The sequence below is a fragment of the Planomonospora sp. ID67723 genome, from assembly GCF_015711605.1.
Classification (GTDB): Bacteria; Actinomycetota; Actinomycetes; order Streptosporangiales; family Streptosporangiaceae; genus Planomonospora_A.
Window position 1 is genome coordinate 985,223 of record NZ_JABTEZ010000003.1, and the last position, 16,610, is coordinate 1,001,832.

Genomic DNA, 16,610 nt, shown 5'->3' on the forward strand with positions numbered 1-16,610 from the left:
GCCGCTTCAACTCGCCTCGCTGTCGGGACGGGAGGCCCGGACCTGCCGGGACAGCCCTTCGACCCGGCGGCTGAGTTTGGCGATGTGGTCGGCGAGGTCGTCCACGTCCTCCCGGGACCGGTCCGCGCCGTGGTCGCGTGGCCGCTCCCGGGAGCCGCGCCGGTCACGGCGGCTGTCGCAGCGGCGCATCTTCCGGCACAGCTCCACCAGGTCGTCCAGGATCTCGTCGATCTCGTCGTCGGAGCAGTCCTCCCAGTCCCAGTCGCCGTCGTCCCGGTCATCGTCGTCCCAGTCGTCGTCACGGTTCTCGACGGCCTTGCGCGCGGCCCTGCGCAGGTCGCGCTCGACGTCGCTGGCGCGGTCGAGAACGTCCTCGATCAGGTCGCCGATCCGTCGCGTGGTTCCTCTGCGGCGTCGCCTGGGCATGCTCTGACCTCCTTGATCGTTGCTTCACGGCCGGTCGGCCAACGGTCGTCGCCGGTGACGTCCTGGAAGCCGTGCGTCGGCGGGCCGGCGGCCGGGCCGGGGAAGGACCCTCGGCACTTCACCCACGGCGCGTTCCCCGTCCGGCCGGCATAGTCAAGAGGCGCATCCCGCTTGACTACTTTAAGTAAGTTACTGAATACGGTAAGTGATAGTGCAAGGCCGAGTCAATGAGCTCTCCGGCCCGGCGGCGACACGAACGGCGGCCGTCGCCTGCCGGCCGTCCGGATCCCGGTCAGGCCGCCGGGGCGAGCGCGGGACGGCGGGCGGGGGAGGTGCGGGGAAGGGGCGGGCGGTGCGGGGCGACGGCGCGGCCGTCGGGCAGGAGCTCGCCGGTGTCGTCGAACAGCACGACGCCGTTGCAGAGCAGGCTCCAGCCCTGCTCGGGGCGGAAGGCGACGGGGCGCGCGGCCTCGCGGTCGGATGCGTACGCCGAGGGACAGGAGGGCTCGTGCTGGCACATGGCGGACCTCGATGGTCGGCTCGGGTAACGGCTGCTCGCCGTCGAACTCCCTCAGCATCGCCTCCTCCCGCGCCCGGGTCCCCGTACAAATACCGGTGACGCCGCTCTGTGCGGAAATACCGGTTCAGCGGGGGCCGAGGACGGCCCAGCCGTGCGCGGGGACCAGGCCGGGGTCCGAGGCGTCCGAGGGGCCGGCCTGCGACGACTCCAGCACGGAGAGGCCGCCCGCCTCCACGGGGAGGCGGCGGGGGTGGTCGTCGAGGTTGAGCAGCGTGAGCAGTTCTCGGCCGGGGCGGTCCGGGTCGGCGGAGGCCAGTACGGCGGCCCGGTTGTCCAGGTACGGCACGGCGGTGCGCGCCCTGACCAGCCACGGGTGACGGCGGCGCAGCGCGATCAGCCTCCGGTGCAGCCGGTAGGCGGGCCCGCCGGCGGGGGAGAGGCCGGCGGGGGAGGCGGGGAACGCCGGGCGGACCGCGTCGTCTCCGCCCGCCCGGTCCTCCTTGACGCCGTGGAAACCCTGCTCGTCGCCGTAGTAGACGCTGGGCACGCCGCCGACGGTGAACAGCACGGCCAGGGCGTGGCCGAGGTGGCGGCCGTCGGCCAGGCGGCTGGCCAGCCGGGTCACGTCGTGGTTGCCGGTGAAGGTCAGCGGTGTGAAGGTCTCCAGGAACCCGTTGTGCCGCTCCAGGGCCCAGGCCAGCTCGTAGAGGTTGCCGTCGTTGAGCGAGCTCCAGATCGCCTTCCACAGCTCGTATTGGGTGACCGAGTCCAGCCCGCTGGCGCCGACGTAGGCGGCGTAGTCGCCGTGCAGCACCTCCCCGGCGAACCAGGCGCCGGGATGGCGCGGCCGGACCTGCTCCAGGGCGCGCATCCAGAAGCCCGGCGGCACCGCGTATGCGGCGTCGAGCCGCCAGCCGGAGGCGCCCCGGCCGAGCCAGTGGTCCATGACGCGCACGACGTGGTCGAGTACGGCCGGCTCGGCGTGGTCGAGTGCGACGAGGTGGTGGTGGCCCTCGAAGGTCTCGTAGTCCTGCCCGCTGCGGCGGAACCAGGCCGCGGCGCGCGGGTCGGCGCCCGCCCGCCGGAACACCGGGAAGCCCCGGGCGACGTGGTTGAACACCCCGTCCAGGAGCAGGTGCAGGCCACGGTCGCGGGCGGCGGCGGCCAGCCGGTCGAAGTCGGCGTCGTCACCCAGCCGGGGGTCGATCCGGAAGTGGTCGACCGTGTCGTAGCCGTGGGTCTCGGAGTCGAAGATCGGTCCCAGCTGCAGGCCCGAGCAGCCCAGCTCGACGGCGTAGTCCAGCCAGTTCTCCAGGTGCCGCAGGCGGTGCCGTACCGGCTCGGCGGGCGGGAGCGCGGCGGCCTCGGCGCCGGTGAACCCGAGCGGGTACACCTGCCACCAGATCACGTGGTCGGCCCATGACGCCACGGTGGCTCCTTTGCCGAAGGTCCCCGAGGGGGACGCTTGACTTCCGGTGTTTCCGGTCCATCGGGTTCTCCCAAGAATGGCGTACCGGAAACCGGAATCCGGTGTTTCTCGTATCACATGCCGCACACCGCGCCGGCGCGTGAGATCGCGGTCTCCGGGACCGGGCCGGCGCCACCGCGACCTGCACGCCGGGAAACGGGAAAGGACGGGAGGGTGGCCGGCTGCGCGGGTCCACCGAGGTACGGCTCGCGCCGGGGGAGTCCGCACTCTGGCGGAAGGAAGTTCTAGACTGGCCCGAACGACCAGAATGGAGTTCGGTAGCGATGCGGATCGGACTGTACCTCGACGAGCCCAAGGGCTCGGACGCGCTCGGCAAACTGCGGGACCGGATCGCCCGCGGGGCCGACGACGGCTTCACCTCGGCATGGGTCTCCAACATCTTCGGCCTCGACGCCCTGACCGCGCTCGCCGTGGCGGGCAGCCAGGTCCCGGGCATCGAACTCGGCACCGCCGTCGTGCCGACCTACCCGCGCCACCCCGCCGTCCTGGCCCAGCAGGCGCTCACGGTCAACACCGCCCTCGGCGGGAGGCTGGCGCTGGGCATCGGGCTCTCGCACCAGATCGTCATCGAGGGCATGTACGGCTACGGCTTCGAGAGGCCCGCCCGGCACATGCGCGAGTACCTGTCGGTGCTGGTGCCGCTGGTGCGCGGGGAGAAGGTGGAGTTCGAGGGCGAGACCCTGACCGCGAAGCTCGGCCTGAGCACGCCGGGCACGGGTGACATGCCGGTGCTCATCGCCGCGCTCGCCCCGCGCATGCTCAAGCTCGCGGGAGAGGTCGCCGACGGAACCGTGCTCTGGATGACCGGCCCCAAGACCGTCGCCGAGCACGTGGCCCCCGCCGTCACCGAGGCGGCCCGTGCGGCCGGACGGCCCGCGCCCAGGATCGTCTGCGCGCTTCCGGTCTGCGTCACCGACGACCCCGAGGCCGCCCGCGCCAGGGCGGCCGAGGTCTTCGCGGTCTACGGCCACCTGCCGTCCTACCGGGCGATGCTCGACAAGGAGGGGGCGGCGGGCCCGGCAGAAGTCGCGGTCGTCGGCGACGAGGACACCGTGGCCGCCCAGATCGAGACGCTCGCCAAGGCGGGGGTCACGGACTTCGTCGCCTCCGAGTTCGGCCGCGACCAGCGCACGAGGGACTTCCTCAAGTCCCTGCTGTGAGCCGACGGGGCGACGGCCCGTCAGCGGCGCCGTCGTCCCGCCAGTGGCCGACCAACTCGGCGTACACAGGCGATCGGGCCAGCAGCTCGCGGTGCGATCCGGTGAGCGTGGCGGCGCCGTCCATCACCAGGACGCGGCGGGCCCTGCCGGCGGAGCTGATTCGGTGGGCGATCACGATGAGGGTGCCCTCGCGGGCGGCGAACGCCGTCTCGGCGCGCAGTTCGGCGGCGGGGTCGAGGTGACAGGTCGCCTCGTCCAGGACGACGACACGTGCCGGGGACGCGTAGGCACGGGCCAGGGTGATGAGCTGCCTCTCCCCAGCCGAGAGCGCGGCGGGTTCCTCGATCGCGGCGTCGAGCCCGCCGAGTCGTTCGACGAGCGCGCGGGCACCTACGGCGTCCACCGCCTCCCACACCCGCCTGGCCGCGGTCCGCGGGTCGGACGGGCAGAGATAGGCGAGGTTCTCGCCCAGCGTCCCGGCGAAGACGTAGGACTCCTGCGGCACCAGCGCCATCACGGTCCGCAGGCGGTGCTCGGGTATCGCCTCGAGCGGAAGGTCGCCGAGCCGTATCCGGCCGCCGGTGGGCGGCTGAAGCCCGGTCAGCAACATGGACAGGGTGGATTTGCCGACGCCGCTGGGACCGACCACCGCCAGGTGATCCCCCTCGGCGACGGTCAGGTCGAGACCGTGAACCACGGGCGCGGCCCGGGAGGCGTAGGCGAAGCTCAGTCCCTCCGCCTCCAGCCGGTAGCCGGACAGCGGGCGACCGGACAGCGGGCGGCCGGACGTTGCGGCATCCGGGAGGACCGCGCACCCGGCTCCGTCCCGGAGGGCGGGGGCGGGCGGGCCGGGCGGGGTCCGGGCGGGGACGGTGACGGTCTCGGCGAGCCTGTCCAGGATGACGGTGAGGGTCACGCCCCAGGAGCCGGCGACGCCGACGAACATGCGCATCGCCGGGTCGAGTCCGGTGACCAGGTAGGCCGCCGCGCCGACGACCTCGCCGGGGCTGAGGCGGCCCGTCTGGATCAGCGGCCGGGCGGCGATCAGCAGGCCCATCAGCGGCAGGTGCGCGCCGAGCGTGACGACGAGCCGCCGGCTCGTACCCGCCCAGGCCAGCGCCCGGATGGCCGCCGCCTGGGCGGCGACGGCGGACTCCACCTCGGCCTGCGCCTGCGCCCGCGCTCCGCAGGCGGCGATGTCGCGCAGGCCCCCCAGGATCGGGGTGGCCCGGGCGGTGAGGTCCTCGTCGGCGAGGATGAGCGCGCGCTGACGGGCCAGGAGCACGGGCAGCAGCCTGGCGAACACGGCCAGTGCCGCGGCGACGGGCACGGCGACGGCGGCGGCGACCAGGGGGGACAGGATCAGCAGCCCGCCCAGCGCGGCCAGCAGCGACGTGCCCAGCGTGCGGGCGCTTCGCAGCAGCGCGGAGACCAGGTTCCGCACCGTCTCCACCTGCTCGGTGAGGCGGGTGACGGCGGCGGGGTCCGGCACCGCCCCGCCGGCGGCCCGGGTCACGGTGGCGGCGACGAGGGCGCGGACCAGGTCGTCACGGAGCGGCTCGACCACCGCGGCCAGGCAGGGGAACATCATCCGCATGGCCGCGGCTCTGAAGAGCATCGTGAACCCGAGAAGGCCGAGCCAGGCCAGGCCGGCGCCCGGCCGCCCGGCGAGGAAACCGCGGTCGAGGGCCGTGGCGACGAGCAGTCCGGACAGCAACGCCGGAACCGCCTCGACGAGGGACCAGGCCGCGGCGGCGGCCAGCGGGCGGCGGCGGGGCCGCAGCAACGCCGGCAGCAGCCGCCACCCGCTTGCGATCGCCCGGCCGCCGCCCGCCGGGGCGGCCGGGGGTGCGGCGCTCCGCCCGGACCGGGGACGCCTCACGAACAGGTCGGGCACGGTTCCTCCTGATCCTGCGGGAACGCCTCGCCGCCGGAGGCGAACAGGGCGCGATAGGCCGGGTCCCGCCAGAGTCCGCGATGAGTGCCGCGGGCCCGTATCCGCCCGTCCTCCATCCAGACCACCAGGTCGGCGCGGGCGGCGGTGGCGGCGCGGTGGGCCACGACCAGCCGGGTGCACCCGCGCATCCCCTCCAGCAGGGTGCGGTTCACCTGGGCCTCCGTGGCGGTGTCGAGGCCGGAGGTGGCGTCGTCGAGAACGGTCAGGCGCGCCCGCCGGACCAGTGCGCGGGCCAGCCCCAGCCGCTGGAGCTCGCCGCCGGACAGCGGGGCGGTAGCGGCCGGGGTGTCGTACCCCTCCGGGAGACGGCCGATCACGTCGTCGACGTACGCGGCGCGCGCCGCCTCCCGGACGGCCTCCCGGTCGACGGCGGGCAGGCCGTAGGAGACGGCCGCGGCCAGATCGCCGCCGAGCAGCATCGGACGTTCGAAGGCGTAGGCGACGGCACCGCGCAGCGCGTCCGGGTCGATCTCCCGCAGCGGCCGTCCGTCGAGCAGCACCTCGCCGCGGTCGGGGTCCGTCAGCCGCCCGGCCAGCAGGGCCAGCGTGCTCTTACCGGCGCCGGAGCGCCCCACGACGGCGGTCAGCGACCCGGCGGGGACCTCCAGGTCCACCCCGTCCACCGACGCGGTGCCCTCCCGCACCACCGTGACACCGCGGAACGAGAGCGCGCCGGGACCCTCGGCCGGCGGGCGGGTGCCCGCGGAGGGAACGGGCAGACAGAGCACCTCGCAGATCCGCCGGGCCGCCGAGCGGGAGTGGGCCAGTGCCATCAGCGCATCGGTCTGGTCGACGAAGGACAGGCCCAGCGCGGCGTATCCGGCCACGGCCAGTAGCTGCCCCGCTTCCAGGCGGCCGTCGGCGACGCCCAGCCCGGCCGCCGCGAGCACCGCCACCTCGATGAGCGGCAGCAGCAGGGCGATCTTCCACACGCTGCGGGCCTGCGCCCGCCACAGGGCGTGCCCGGAGCCGGAGAGCTCCGGCAGCGGGGCGAGGATCCGGGCGATCTCACGGTCGGCGCTGCCCGAGGCCCGCACCGTGCGGATGCCGGCCAGGGCGTCGGTCAGGCGGGCGGCCAACCGGCCCTGCGCCCCCTGGTAGTCGTCGTACAGGCCCGAGACCCGCGCGACGAACAGGCGGATGAGGACGACCGCGGCGGGCGCACCGGCCACGAAGGTGAGTCCCGTCCGCCAGTCGATCACGAACAGGGCGACGACGCCGCCGGCGGAGGTGACCAGCCCGGTCGAGATGCCCACCAGCGTCACCGGCACGCTTCCGGCGGTCGCGGTGTTGCTCACCAGCCGGTTGACCAGCTCGCCGGTCGGTGACCGGCGGGTCTCGGCGATGTCGAGCGAGAGCAGGTGGGCGGTCAGCCGCACCCGCACGGACGCCGTGGCGGAGGCGGTGGCGGCGGCTCCGGCCACCATGCCGGCGATCTCGGCGCATGCCGTGAGGACCAGCACCAGGACCAGTCCCACCGCGGCGCTCCGCGCTCCGCGGCCCGTGAGGGCCTCGTCCACCGCGGAGGCCAGGACGGCGGGCAGGGCCAGCACGGCGCCGGAGGAGGCGATGGTGGCGGCGGCGACCACCGCCAGCGGCGCCCGTGCGCCGCGCGCGAGGGAGGCGAGCAGGCGGTCACCGTGTTTCCGCGTCGCCCGCTCTCGCGGCGGGTCCGGCACGGGATCTGGCATCGTCTCCCTCTCTGCGTGGCGGATCCGCCGGGACGGCGGGCCCGCGCTTCCGGCGGGGCGGGAACCCGCCCCGCCGGAAGGCCTACCGGGGGTCTGGCCCGTCACACCGCGGTGAACACCAGCCGGCGCCCACCTGCGGTCCCTGGGCGAGACCCGGCGGGATCAGTACGTGTACCCGGAGCCGTTGCAGCTGTTGAAGCAGGTACGGATGTTGACCTCGCAGGTGGAGTTGCAGTCGCGGAGCTGGGTCTCCTCGGTCGCGGGGAGCATCTCCAGGGCGTTGATGTCGAGTTCCATCGCGGTTCCTTCCTTCTTGCCGGTTTCTTCCGGGGCTGTCGCCCCGCTCGGGGTACCGCCGGCACGTCCGGGCGGGGACGTGCCGGCCACCGGCGGGGTCCGGGCATGTGTCCGCCCGGCCCCGCCGGAGGTCTACGGAGGGTTGCGCCGATCGCACGGCAGCGGGCGGCGGCCCGCGCCCTCGCTGAGGAAGCCGACGACGCGGTCGAGGACGAGGTGCCCGCCGGCCTCGGACAGCGGATCGTGGCCGGCGCCGGGGACCTCCAGGTAGGTCAGGTCGGCGCCACCGCGGTGCCCGCTTCCGCACAGCCGGTCGCGCAGGCGCCGGGAGTGGGCGACCGGGATGACCGGGTCCTGCTCACCGTGGACGATGAGCAGGGGCAGCCGCATCCGGTCGGCCAGCCGCAGCAGGTCGCGGGGGCCGAGGTCGTCGTCGATCTCCTCGCGGCCGCCGAGCCGGTCGATCAGGTGGCGCACCTCGGGCGGCCCGTCGGCGTGCAGGTGCCGCCCGGACAGGAACGGGGCGACGACCGCGGCGCGGGACCACAGGCCGGGCCGGGCGGCGGCGGCCAGCAGCGCCAGGTAGGCGCCGTAGCTGGGGCCGTACAGCATCGGCCGTTCGCGGCCCGGCCCGCGCGCGGCGGACAGGGCGCGGCCCAGATGCAGGACGTCGTCCAGGTCGGGGCCGCCCCAGGCGCCGCGGACGGCGTCGCGGTGCGCCGCGCCGTATCCGGTGCTGCCCCGCTGGTTGGGCGCGACCACGGCGATCCCCGCAGCGGCCAGGCGCCGGAACAGCGGGTCGAAACCGAGCTGCCAGGAGGACTCGGGGCCGCCGTGCAGCGCGAGCACCGCCCGGCGGGCCGCGCCGGGATCGCCGTACACGACGGCCTCGATGTCTCCCGCCGGGCCGTCGTAGCCGCGCACGGAGGGCTGCGCCCACCGCGGGCGGGAAAGGCGTCGGACGGCACGTGACCGGGACGGCCGGACCGCGGTGATCAGAACGGGCGGGTGGTCGGGCGTGCTGTGGACCAGGTGCAGCCCGGTGTCACCCCAGTGGGCCCTCCGGTACAGGACGCCTGCCGGGAGGTCGACCTCCCGGCAGGCGTCCTCCACCAGGTCGTGCAGGAGCAGATGGGAGCGGACGCCGCGGGTGACCGCCAGCGCCAGGTGCCGTCCGGCGGGGTCCAGGGCCAGCGGTGTCACACCGCCCTCGATCGCGTTCAGCCGGTCGGGGAAGGCGGTGGGCCCCTCGTGGCCGTGGCGCCGGACACCCAGCCGGTAGGCGCCGTCGCGGCGCGCGGCGGTGAGCAGTACCCCGGTGCGGGGGGCTGCCAGCAGCAGGTGCTCGTCACCGGCCAGGCCGCCCAGGGGGGCCAGGACGCCGCGTGAGAGGTCCAGCACCACGGTGCCCCCCGCCCCGGCCCGGCCGGAGGCCAGGGCGAGGCGGTCGCCGGTCCCGTCGAGCCAGACTCCCCCGTTGACCAGGACCGGGAGTTCGGCGATCGGCTCGGGTGGTTCGTCCCGGCCGGACAGGCGCCAGACCGTGGTCCTCCGGTTCGTGTCGGCCTCGAAGGCCAGGGCGGCGGTTCCGGGGACCGGGCCGGCGAGGAGCCTGAGGGCGGGACCGCCGACGGTGGCCAGCCGGCGTTCCTCGGCCGGGGCGTCGCCGTCCCGGGAGGGGACGGCCAGCAGGAGGCGGTGTACGCCGCCGTCCGGGCGGCACAGCAGCACGCGGCCGTCGTCGGTGGCGACCGGTGTGGTCTGCGGGCTTTCTCCGCCGGGGCCGTGCAGGATCCGGGCCCGCGGGGCGCTCCCCGTGAGGTCCCACAGCTCCGGGGCCAGGCGGTGGCCGCGGCGCACCAGGCAGGCGGCGTACCGCCCGCCCCCGGAGAAGCAGAAGTTGATCCGCCGGACATCCGGGAGGACCCCTCGCCCGGTCGCGGAGACGATCCTGCTCATCACGGCCGCGCCCACCGCGCCGGGCCGGTGGCCGCCGGGTCCGTCGGGCCGTCGCCGGGCGGGTCGGCCATCCAGGGGCGCGGCCCGCCGCGGCGCAGCCGGTGCAGGAAGTCCAGCACCCCGGCCAGGCCGGTGTTCCAGCCGACGGTCACCTCGGTCGTGCTCTCGTCCGGAACCACCAGCAACCCGTCGCGGACGACGGCACGCGCCCACAGGCACCCGGCCAGTTCCTCGGCCAGCTCGTGGTAGACCGGCTCGCCCAGGACGTCGGCCATGTCGAGGAGGAACTGCCCGTCGCCGGCGAGTCCGTGGCAGGCCGCCGTTCCCGAGCTCAGGCGGTGCGCGTGCACGGCGACCGCGGCGCCTCTGGCGGCGTCCAGGAAACGCCGGTCACCGGTGGTCGCGTACAGGCGGATGAGGAACGTGCCCACGCCAGAGGAACCGCTGCACCAGTGCGGAAGCCTGTCCTCCCCGCCGGGGGCGCCCGCCCACCAGACGGCGTCGCCGTGGCGGTCGGCCGCGGCCAGCAGGGTCTCTCCGGCCGCCACGGCCGTCTCCAGGCAGTCCCCACGCCCCAGAGCGGCGCCCGCGGCCAGCAGGCAGGCGCCGACGCCGGCGACGCCGTGGGCGAAGCCGTAGTGCACCACGCCCGCCAGCCCGGAGTCGAAGTCCTCGGGAATCGGCCACATCACCGTCCCGGGGGTCCGCCGGGCGGCCTTCAGCAGCGCGTCGGCGCACTCTCCGGCCCGCTCGCGGAAGCGGGTGTCGCCGGTTGCGTGCCAGAAGTGCAACAGGGCCAGCCCCGTTCCGGCCAGACCGTGGCACACGTCCGGGTTCGGCCAGCTCGTCGGCAGGCCCAGTGCGAGGTCGGCGCCGGCCGCGCGCAGACCGTCGTCGCCGAGCGCGCGGCCGGCCTCGTACAGACCCCAGGCGATCCCGGCGCGACCGAAGTACAGCCCCGGAGAGGGCCGGTGCTCACCGGCGACGCGGCGCGCCGTCCAGCCCGCCGCGTCCCTCAGGCCCACCGGCAGTCCGGCGTGCGGTCCCGGCGGCCCCGCCTGCGCCGATCGGCCGGAGGCCGCGGCGGGCTCGTGCCCCGCCAGCGAGGCGAGCAGGGTGAGCACTCCGGCCGATCCGTACTGCACGGCGCACGGATCGGTGGTCGCTCCGTATCCGCTCGCCCCCTTGACGGGCCACAGCGCGCCGCGCGCCGCGGGGTCGGCGACCGCGACCGGGGAGATCGTCCGCAGGATGTGGGCGAGCCCGTCATCGAGCAGGCGATCCTGCTCGGCCGTGCCCAGCCGGTAGCCGTTCGGAGTCCCGGCACGGGTCGCCGGCGGGACCGGTACGGCGGCCACGCCGTCCAGGAACGCCCGTACCCGCTCCAGATCCCAGCGCCGTGCGGGTTCCTGCCTCATCAGACCGAGGAAGAGCGGGACCAGCGCCGTCGCCACCGGATCGCCCGCGGTGGCGACGCTCACCAGCGTGTTCAGCCGTGCGTCCCACGACCGCGTCCCGGCGGGCCGGTCCTCCGCCAGCACCGGCTGGCAGTCGGTGGCCATGAAGAACACCGTCGCCCCGAGTGCGAACAGGTCGGCCTCCGGGCCGGGCGCGGGGCCGTACTCGGCACCCCGGACCTGTTCGGGTGGAGCGTAACCGGGAGTGAACGTCCGCACCACCGGCGTGCCGGGCACCGCGGTCGTCTCCAGATCGATCAGCAGGCAGCCGTCGCCGGTGACGACGACGTTGTTCGGCGTCAGGTCCCGCAGCACGTATCCCCGGCCGTGCACCACGGAGACCAGAGCGGCCAGCCGCCGGGCCAGGCCCACCACCGTGGCGTGGCGGTCCGGATCCGGCGGGGAGAAGCGCCGCTCACCGGCCCATCCGGTGAGCACGCTCCCGGCGAGGCGCTCCTGCGCGAGGAAGAGGTTGTCGTCCTGCTCGAACAACGCCACTTTGCGTGCCGTGACGCCCAGCGGGGCGAACAGGTCGAGCATGCGCGCCTCGTGGCGGAGCCGGTCGCGGCCGTCCCGCCCGTGCAGGCCGGCGCCCAGGTGCGGGCGGGCCTGCTTGACCACCACCTGGCCGCCGGTCATCCGATCCTCGGCCAGGAAGACCCCTCCCTTGGCGCCGTGCCGGACGGCCTGGCGCACCACGAACCGGTCGGCCAGCAACACCGCCTCCGGCACGGCGGCCCGAGCCGGCACCCGGCCGGACTCGAACGGGCACCGCGCCCACTCCGGAGGGGAGTACCACGCCCTGCGCTCGTCGGTCACCCTGGTGCCGTCGGGCGCGGTCAGCCGCGAGGCGTAGGTTCCGTCGTTGTCCAGCTCGTCGGGGGCGGAGAACACCCCGAAGCGGTAGTGCACCAGGCTGCCGGGGCGGTAGGCACGATCGGACAGGATCGGCGGGCCGGGCAGGCCGAAGGTGGCCCGGTGCAGCTCCTCGGCGGTCGCCACGGCGGTCTCGTCGTCGGGCGGGTAGACCGTGAGGAACTTGCCGACCGATCCGCGATCCCGCTCACGTGAGAGGAGGGCGCCCGTCTCACCGAGTGTGGCGGCGAACTTGAACGGGCAGCGACGGCGGCCCAGTACCTCCGCCACCCTCGCCAGCACCACGGGGGCCGACAACGGCGTCGCCGACACATGGAGCTTCCAGCCCTGGGCGCGCCTCACCGAACCCGCCGGAGCCGCATAGGTCCACGGCGTACCGGGGCGGATCTCCCAGCCGGGGGAGACGGGTCTTCCCCGGGCGGGTCCCGCGCCGGCGTTCACCGCGTCCGCCGCCCGGCCCGCCACCCGGTCCAGGGTCGCCCTGGCGATGTCCTCCAGCAGATGGCGATCTCCGTCCGGACGCTCGCCCTCACCCGTACTCCGCACAGCCACGCCTCTCGAACCCCCATCACCCTCGCCCGACGATCAGCACGGGTCCGGGCGGGCACGGACCGGCCGGCGCCCCACGGCGGAAAGACCGCCCGTCCTCGCGCTCCACCGGGAACCCGCCGAACGGATCCACGCTGCGGGAATGCTCTCTGACCGCGTTTGCGGGCGACTTGGAGGCGCTTCTTGCGAACCGCTTGGAACCGCTTGGAGCCACCGGGAACCGCGGCTCGGACCGGGAGTCGGTGATCGTGGAGTTCCGAGAACCAGGTCGTGGCGGGACGCATCGCCCGCCTGACCCCGTCCTCGGTCCCGCGGGTCCGCACACGCCTGACCCCGGCCGCGGGATCCGGGGCCGGGGTCAGGGCGGCGCATGCTATTCGTGGTAGAGGTACAGGTCGAAGAAGGAACCGGCGCGCCTGCACTGGAAGTCCACGGCATTGGTGGTGAAGAGGGCTCTGACGCCGGCGCTGCTGCAGCCACCGCTGGTCGTGTGGTGGCCTGCGAACCACCAGCCTCCGGCGAACTGCGCGGAAGCGGCCGTCGCGGGAGCGGCCGTGGCTCCAAGGACCAGGCCCCCGGCTATCAGCGCCGCTGCGGCCAGACGACGAGTTCTCATTCTCTTCCTGCCCTTCGTCAAGAGGTGCGCCCGTGAACGGCGATTCCGGTGAGAACCGCCCCGGGGCGCGTGATTTCCTGCCAAAGGGTGCATCGGCATGCTTGGAAAGCACTTGGAGGATCACCCGGGAGGCTCTCCCGGCGGACGCGGAATCGCCGGCAGATCCGCTTCGGAGACCTGGACTCAGCCCGCACGCCGCGGCGCCGCGCTCCGTCCCTCCGAGGCGATGAGCCCGAGCTCCGCCGCCGCCCGGTCCCGCCATCGCACGAGCCCGTTGCGGCCCGCCAGCCGCGCCAGCGTCACCAGGTGCCGGACGGCGGTCTCCCGCTCGCCCAGGGCGGAGGCGAGCAGGGCCAGGAACCAGTCCACCGGCCCCGCGAGCGCGATCGCGGAGCCCGCCGAGATGCCGCCGCTGTGCGGCAGCAGCGCCGAGTAGCTCGCCTGGCAGGCGGAAACGTCGCCGAGGGCCGTCTGCGCCGCCGCCTGCAGGCAGGTCATGGTCAGCCAGGACCAGTCGCGGGGCGGAGTGCGCCAGCCGTGCTCGACCAGCCCGCGTGCCTGGGCGGTACGGCCCTGCGCGCACAGATGCAGGATCCGCGCGTCATTGTCCATGGTGGCGTGAATGCCGGCGATCGAGTCGATCAGCGCTCCGGCGTCGGCCATGGAACCGCGATGGAAGTGCAGCATGATGCGCCCGGTGTCCACCACCGCGCCCGCGTACCACATGCCGAGCCGCCCGGCCTGCTGCTCGGCCTCGCCGTACAGGACGTCGGCGTCGTCGAAGCATCCCTCCAGGACCAGCCTGCCGGCGCGCCACATCGTGTGCTGGAAGCGAGGCCAGGGAAGCGGCAGCCGTTCCAGGCTCGCATCGCAGCGGGCGGCGGCCTCGTCCGCGCCGGCCAGGTCGAACAACTGCAACCGGTGGTGGGTGAACAGCATCTGCGCGAGCAGCTCGACCTCGGGCGTGCGGGTACGCGCGGCCAGGCCGAGCAGTTCGGTGGCGATCTCCAGCAGCTCGCGGGAACGGACCGACTGGGGCAGCGAGAGCTGCCGCGCGTTGAGAGTCTGCATCAGCAGGTGCGGATCACCGAGCCGGCGGGCCGTCTCGACGGCCTCGGCCGACAGGAGGTCGCAGCGCGGGTCGTCACTGCCGTCGTAGAGCTCCTGCGCCAGCCCGCCCAGCAGCCGCACGCGATCGGCTCCGTCGCCCGGGGGCAGGTGGCTCAGCGCCGTCTCGAACCGGCGCACCAGATGCAGTTCCACCTCTTCGTAGGGGTTGCGCAGGGTCCACACCGAAGGGGCGTCCAGCGCGGTCAACGCGCGGATCGTCAGCATGGGGTCGTTCCGCCCGGAGGCGCGGTCGCTGCGGTCGGCGACGCGGATGGCCTGCGCCCGCGCTCTGCGGGCGCCGAGGGCGTCCCCGGCCGCCAGCAGCGCGCGAACCTGGTGAAGCAGGAGGTCGACGTGGTCGAGGGGGTCGCCCGCGGAGGCGCCGTGGGCCTCGACCGCCCGGCCCCACCACAGGGCCGCCTCCTCGTAGGCCAGCCGCAGAGATGCCTGCCGGGCGGCGGCACGGGCCCAGCGCGCCGCCTCGCCGTAGGCCGCCGGGCCGGCCTCGACGGCGTGGTGGGCGATGACGGCCACGTCCACGCCGGGACGGGCGGCCAGGGCGGCCATCACCTCCCGGTGCACCGCCGCCCTGCGCAGCGCGGGAAGGTCGCGCAGGAGGGCCTCGCGGACCAGGTCGTGGGCGAAGGCCATGTGCGGAGGGCAGGAGACGAGCAGCCCGGCCTGGGCGGCCTGGTCCAGCACGCCGTACACCTCTGCCGGCGCCGCCCGGCAGGCCTGGGCGACGACACCGGGATCGAACTGCCTGCCGATGACCGCGGAGGCGTTGAGGGCCTCGACGGCCTGCGGACCCAGCGCGGCCACCCGCCGCCGGATGAGGTCGGCGACCGCGACCGGTACGGCGCCCAGCGTGCCGCCCTGGGCGAGCATGCGGGTCGTCTCCCTGGCGAACAGGGGGTTCCCGCCGGTGCGTTCGGTCAGCCGCCGGGCGGTCGGCCCGTCCAGTTCGACGCCCATGCCGTGGGCGATGGTCTTTATGGTCTCGGGGCCGAGGCCGGTGAGGCGGATGTGGAGCAGGTCGTGGCGGGCCAGCCGGCCGAGCACGTCGTCCAGGTGCAGGCGGTCCGGCCCGTCGCGGAAGGCGGTGACCAGCGTGACGGGGACGGGCTCGGCGGAATCGGCCAGCAGTGTGACCAGGTCGCTGAGCAGCCGGAGCGAAGCGGGATCGGCCCAGTGCAGGTCGTCCAGGATGACGACCAGGGGCCGGGAGCGCGCGGCGGCCCTCAGCCAGTCCGCGATGGCCTGGTGGCGGCGCAGCAGCGCGGCCTCGGTGGATCCCGCGGGGGTCTCGTCGTCCAGGAGGCCGGCCAGAGCCCGGCGGTCGGGCGGGGGACAGACCTGGGTGAGCGCGCGCAGGAGCTGCAGCCACGGCCACAGGGGCGGGGAGCCCTCGGTCTCGGGGCAGCGGCCCCAGAGCACCGGGCGGCCGGCGGTGGCGCAGCGGTCGCGGAACGCTCCGAGCAGCCACGTCTTGCCGATGCCCGGCTCGCCGCTCACCGCCGCGGTCGCCACCTCCCCCCGTTCCGGCAGGGTTTCCAACTCGGCCAGCTGCCGCTCCCTGCCGTGCGGGGCACGCGGTCTCGCGGGGGACGCGGGGACGGCCTCCGCGGGGGCGGAGGGGAGCATGAGTGAGTCGGCCTGCCGGAGAATGGCCTCCTCCAGGGTCCGCAGCCCGGGACCGGGGTCCAGGCCCAACTGGTCGGCGAGCAGCCTTCCGGCGCGGCGCAGTACGGCCAGCGCGTCGGCCTGCCGCCCGGTGCGGTAGAGGGCCAGTGCCAGCAGGTGCCACAGCCGCTCACGCAGCGGGTGCGCGGCCGACTCGGCCTCCAGGCTGGTGACGACGGCCTGAGGGCGGCCGAGATCCAGTTGCGCCCGGGCACGCCGCTCGACCGCGACAAGACGCAGCTCGGACAGGCGGGCGACCTCAGAGGAGGCCCACAGCTCGCCGGTGAACTCACCGTAGGGCGGCCCGTTCCAGAGCCGCAGCGCCGCCTCCGAACAGGCGAGCGCCTCCTCGGGCGGCAGCGACTCCGACCGGGTGACGAGTTCGGTGAACCGGCGCGCGTCGAGGTCGGTCGCGACGAGCAGGTATCCGGGGGGCCGCCCGACGAGCAGCCGGGGGAGGGCGCGTGGCGGACGTCCCGGTTCGATGGCCCGGCGCAGGTTGGACACGTACGCCTGAATCGTGGCCACCGCGCTCGGCGGAGACGCGTCGCCGTACAGATCCTCGATCAGGGTGCCGGTGGAGACGACCGCTCCGCCCGCGACCAGCAGCCGGGCGAGCACCGCGCGCTGGCGCGGACCGCCGAGCCTGACGGGAACCCCGTCGCCGTAGACCTCGATCGGGCCGAGAACCCGGAACTTCATCCCTACCACCCATGGTCGGCACAGTAGGTGCGGCCACTGCGACAGGAACGAACTTCACGTATCAAACATCGCTTCCGCTTGGAGATCAAGTATGTCCGGAACCTGTGACAATCCCTCA

11 protein-coding genes are annotated in these 16,610 nt (G+C 74.7%); 1 reads left to right on the forward strand and 10 read right to left on the reverse strand.

Annotated elements, in window-relative coordinates; translation table 11 throughout:
* Positions 1 to 6 precede the first annotated feature (6 nt).
* The 3 genes from HS041_RS26005 to HS041_RS26015 all read right to left on the reverse strand — a co-directional run bounded on the left by HS041_RS26005 (position 7) and on the right by HS041_RS26015 (position 2,375).
* Positions 7 to 426, reverse strand: coding sequence for a hypothetical protein (locus tag HS041_RS26005; protein ID WP_196443404.1), 420 nt, complete (start codon positions 424 to 426; stop codon positions 7 to 9).
* A 292-nt stretch (positions 427 to 718) separates the two neighbouring features.
* Positions 719 to 946 (reverse strand): DUF5999 family protein, encoded by a 228-nt coding sequence (locus HS041_RS26010; protein ID WP_196443405.1) that lies wholly within the window; start codon positions 944 to 946, stop codon positions 719 to 721.
* A 124-nt stretch (positions 947 to 1,070) separates the two neighbouring features.
* A complete protein-coding gene (locus HS041_RS26015; RefSeq protein WP_196443406.1) occupies positions 1,071 to 2,375 on the reverse strand; it encodes an alpha-amylase family protein in 1,305 nt (434 codons plus the stop codon).
* A gap of 323 nt (positions 2,376 to 2,698) precedes the next feature.
* On the opposite strand from HS041_RS26015, the gene HS041_RS26020 reads away from it, so the two are divergent.
* Entirely contained in the window at positions 2,699 to 3,595 is an 897-nt protein-coding gene (locus HS041_RS26020) for a TIGR03564 family F420-dependent LLM class oxidoreductase (protein ID WP_196443407.1), read from the forward strand.
* On the opposite strand, the gene HS041_RS26025 is transcribed toward HS041_RS26020, so the two are convergent.
* The 7 genes from HS041_RS26025 to HS041_RS26055 form a co-directional block, all read right to left on the reverse strand.
* The gene (locus tag HS041_RS26025) at positions 3,579 to 5,492 is read right to left on the reverse strand and encodes an ATP-binding cassette domain-containing protein (protein ID WP_196443408.1); all 1,914 of its coding nucleotides are present in this window, start codon (positions 5,490 to 5,492) and stop codon (positions 3,579 to 3,581) included. The two genes, HS041_RS26020 and HS041_RS26025, sit on opposite strands and share 17 nt — an antisense overlap.
* Entirely contained in the window at positions 5,474 to 7,243 is a 1,770-nt protein-coding gene (locus HS041_RS26030) for an ABC transporter ATP-binding protein (RefSeq protein ID WP_196443409.1), read from the reverse strand. Before HS041_RS26030 ends, HS041_RS26025 begins: the two co-directional genes overlap by 19 nt.
* 162 nt (positions 7,244 to 7,405) lie before the next feature.
* Positions 7,406 to 7,540: an ALQxL family class IV lanthipeptide gene (locus HS041_RS26035; RefSeq protein WP_196443410.1), complete on the reverse strand. Its 135-nt coding sequence runs from the start codon at positions 7,538 to 7,540 to the stop codon at positions 7,406 to 7,408.
* 132 nt (positions 7,541 to 7,672) lie between these two features.
* Positions 7,673 to 9,499, reverse strand: coding sequence for a prolyl oligopeptidase family serine peptidase (locus HS041_RS26040; protein WP_196443411.1), 1,827 nt, complete (start codon positions 9,497 to 9,499; stop codon positions 7,673 to 7,675).
* The gene (gene lanL / locus HS041_RS26045; protein WP_196443412.1) at positions 9,499 to 12,384 is read right to left on the reverse strand and encodes a class IV lanthionine synthetase LanL; all 2,886 of its coding nucleotides are present in this window, start codon (positions 12,382 to 12,384) and stop codon (positions 9,499 to 9,501) included. Before lanL ends, HS041_RS26040 begins: the two co-directional genes overlap by 1 nt.
* Positions 12,385 to 12,754: 370 nt before the next feature.
* The gene (locus HS041_RS26050) at positions 12,755 to 12,997 is read right to left on the reverse strand and encodes a hypothetical protein (RefSeq protein WP_196443413.1); all 243 of its coding nucleotides are present in this window, start codon (positions 12,995 to 12,997) and stop codon (positions 12,755 to 12,757) included.
* A 183-nt stretch (positions 12,998 to 13,180) separates the two neighbouring features.
* Positions 13,181 to 16,492 (reverse strand): ATP-binding protein, encoded by a 3,312-nt coding sequence (locus HS041_RS26055; RefSeq protein ID WP_196443414.1) that lies wholly within the window; start codon positions 16,490 to 16,492, stop codon positions 13,181 to 13,183.
* Positions 16,493 to 16,610: the final 118 nt, after the last annotated feature.

Excerpts from the sequence above, each read along its gene's own strand:
- HS041_RS26005 (WP_196443404.1), bottom strand. The coding sequence starts at position 426 with ATGCCCAGGCGACGCCGCAGAGGAACCACGCGACGGATCGGCGACCTG.
- HS041_RS26010 (WP_196443405.1), bottom strand. The coding sequence starts at position 946 with ATGTGCCAGCACGAGCCCTCCTGTCCCTCGGCGTACGCATCCGACCGC.
- HS041_RS26020 (WP_196443407.1), top strand. The coding sequence starts at position 2,699 with ATGCGGATCGGACTGTACCTCGACGAGCCCAAGGGCTCGGACGCGCTC.
- HS041_RS26030 (WP_196443409.1), bottom strand. The coding sequence starts at position 7,243 with ATGCCAGATCCCGTGCCGGACCCGCCGCGAGAGCGGGCGACGCGGAAA.
- HS041_RS26035 (WP_196443410.1), bottom strand. The coding sequence starts at position 7,540 with ATGGAACTCGACATCAACGCCCTGGAGATGCTCCCCGCGACCGAGGAG.
- HS041_RS26040 (WP_196443411.1), bottom strand. The coding sequence starts at position 9,499 with ATGAGCAGGATCGTCTCCGCGACCGGGCGAGGGGTCCTCCCGGATGTC.
- HS041_RS26050 (WP_196443413.1), bottom strand. The coding sequence starts at position 12,997 with ATGAGAACTCGTCGTCTGGCCGCAGCGGCGCTGATAGCCGGGGGCCTG.
- HS041_RS26055 (WP_196443414.1), bottom strand. The coding sequence starts at position 16,492 with ATGAAGTTCCGGGTTCTCGGCCCGATCGAGGTCTACGGCGACGGGGTT.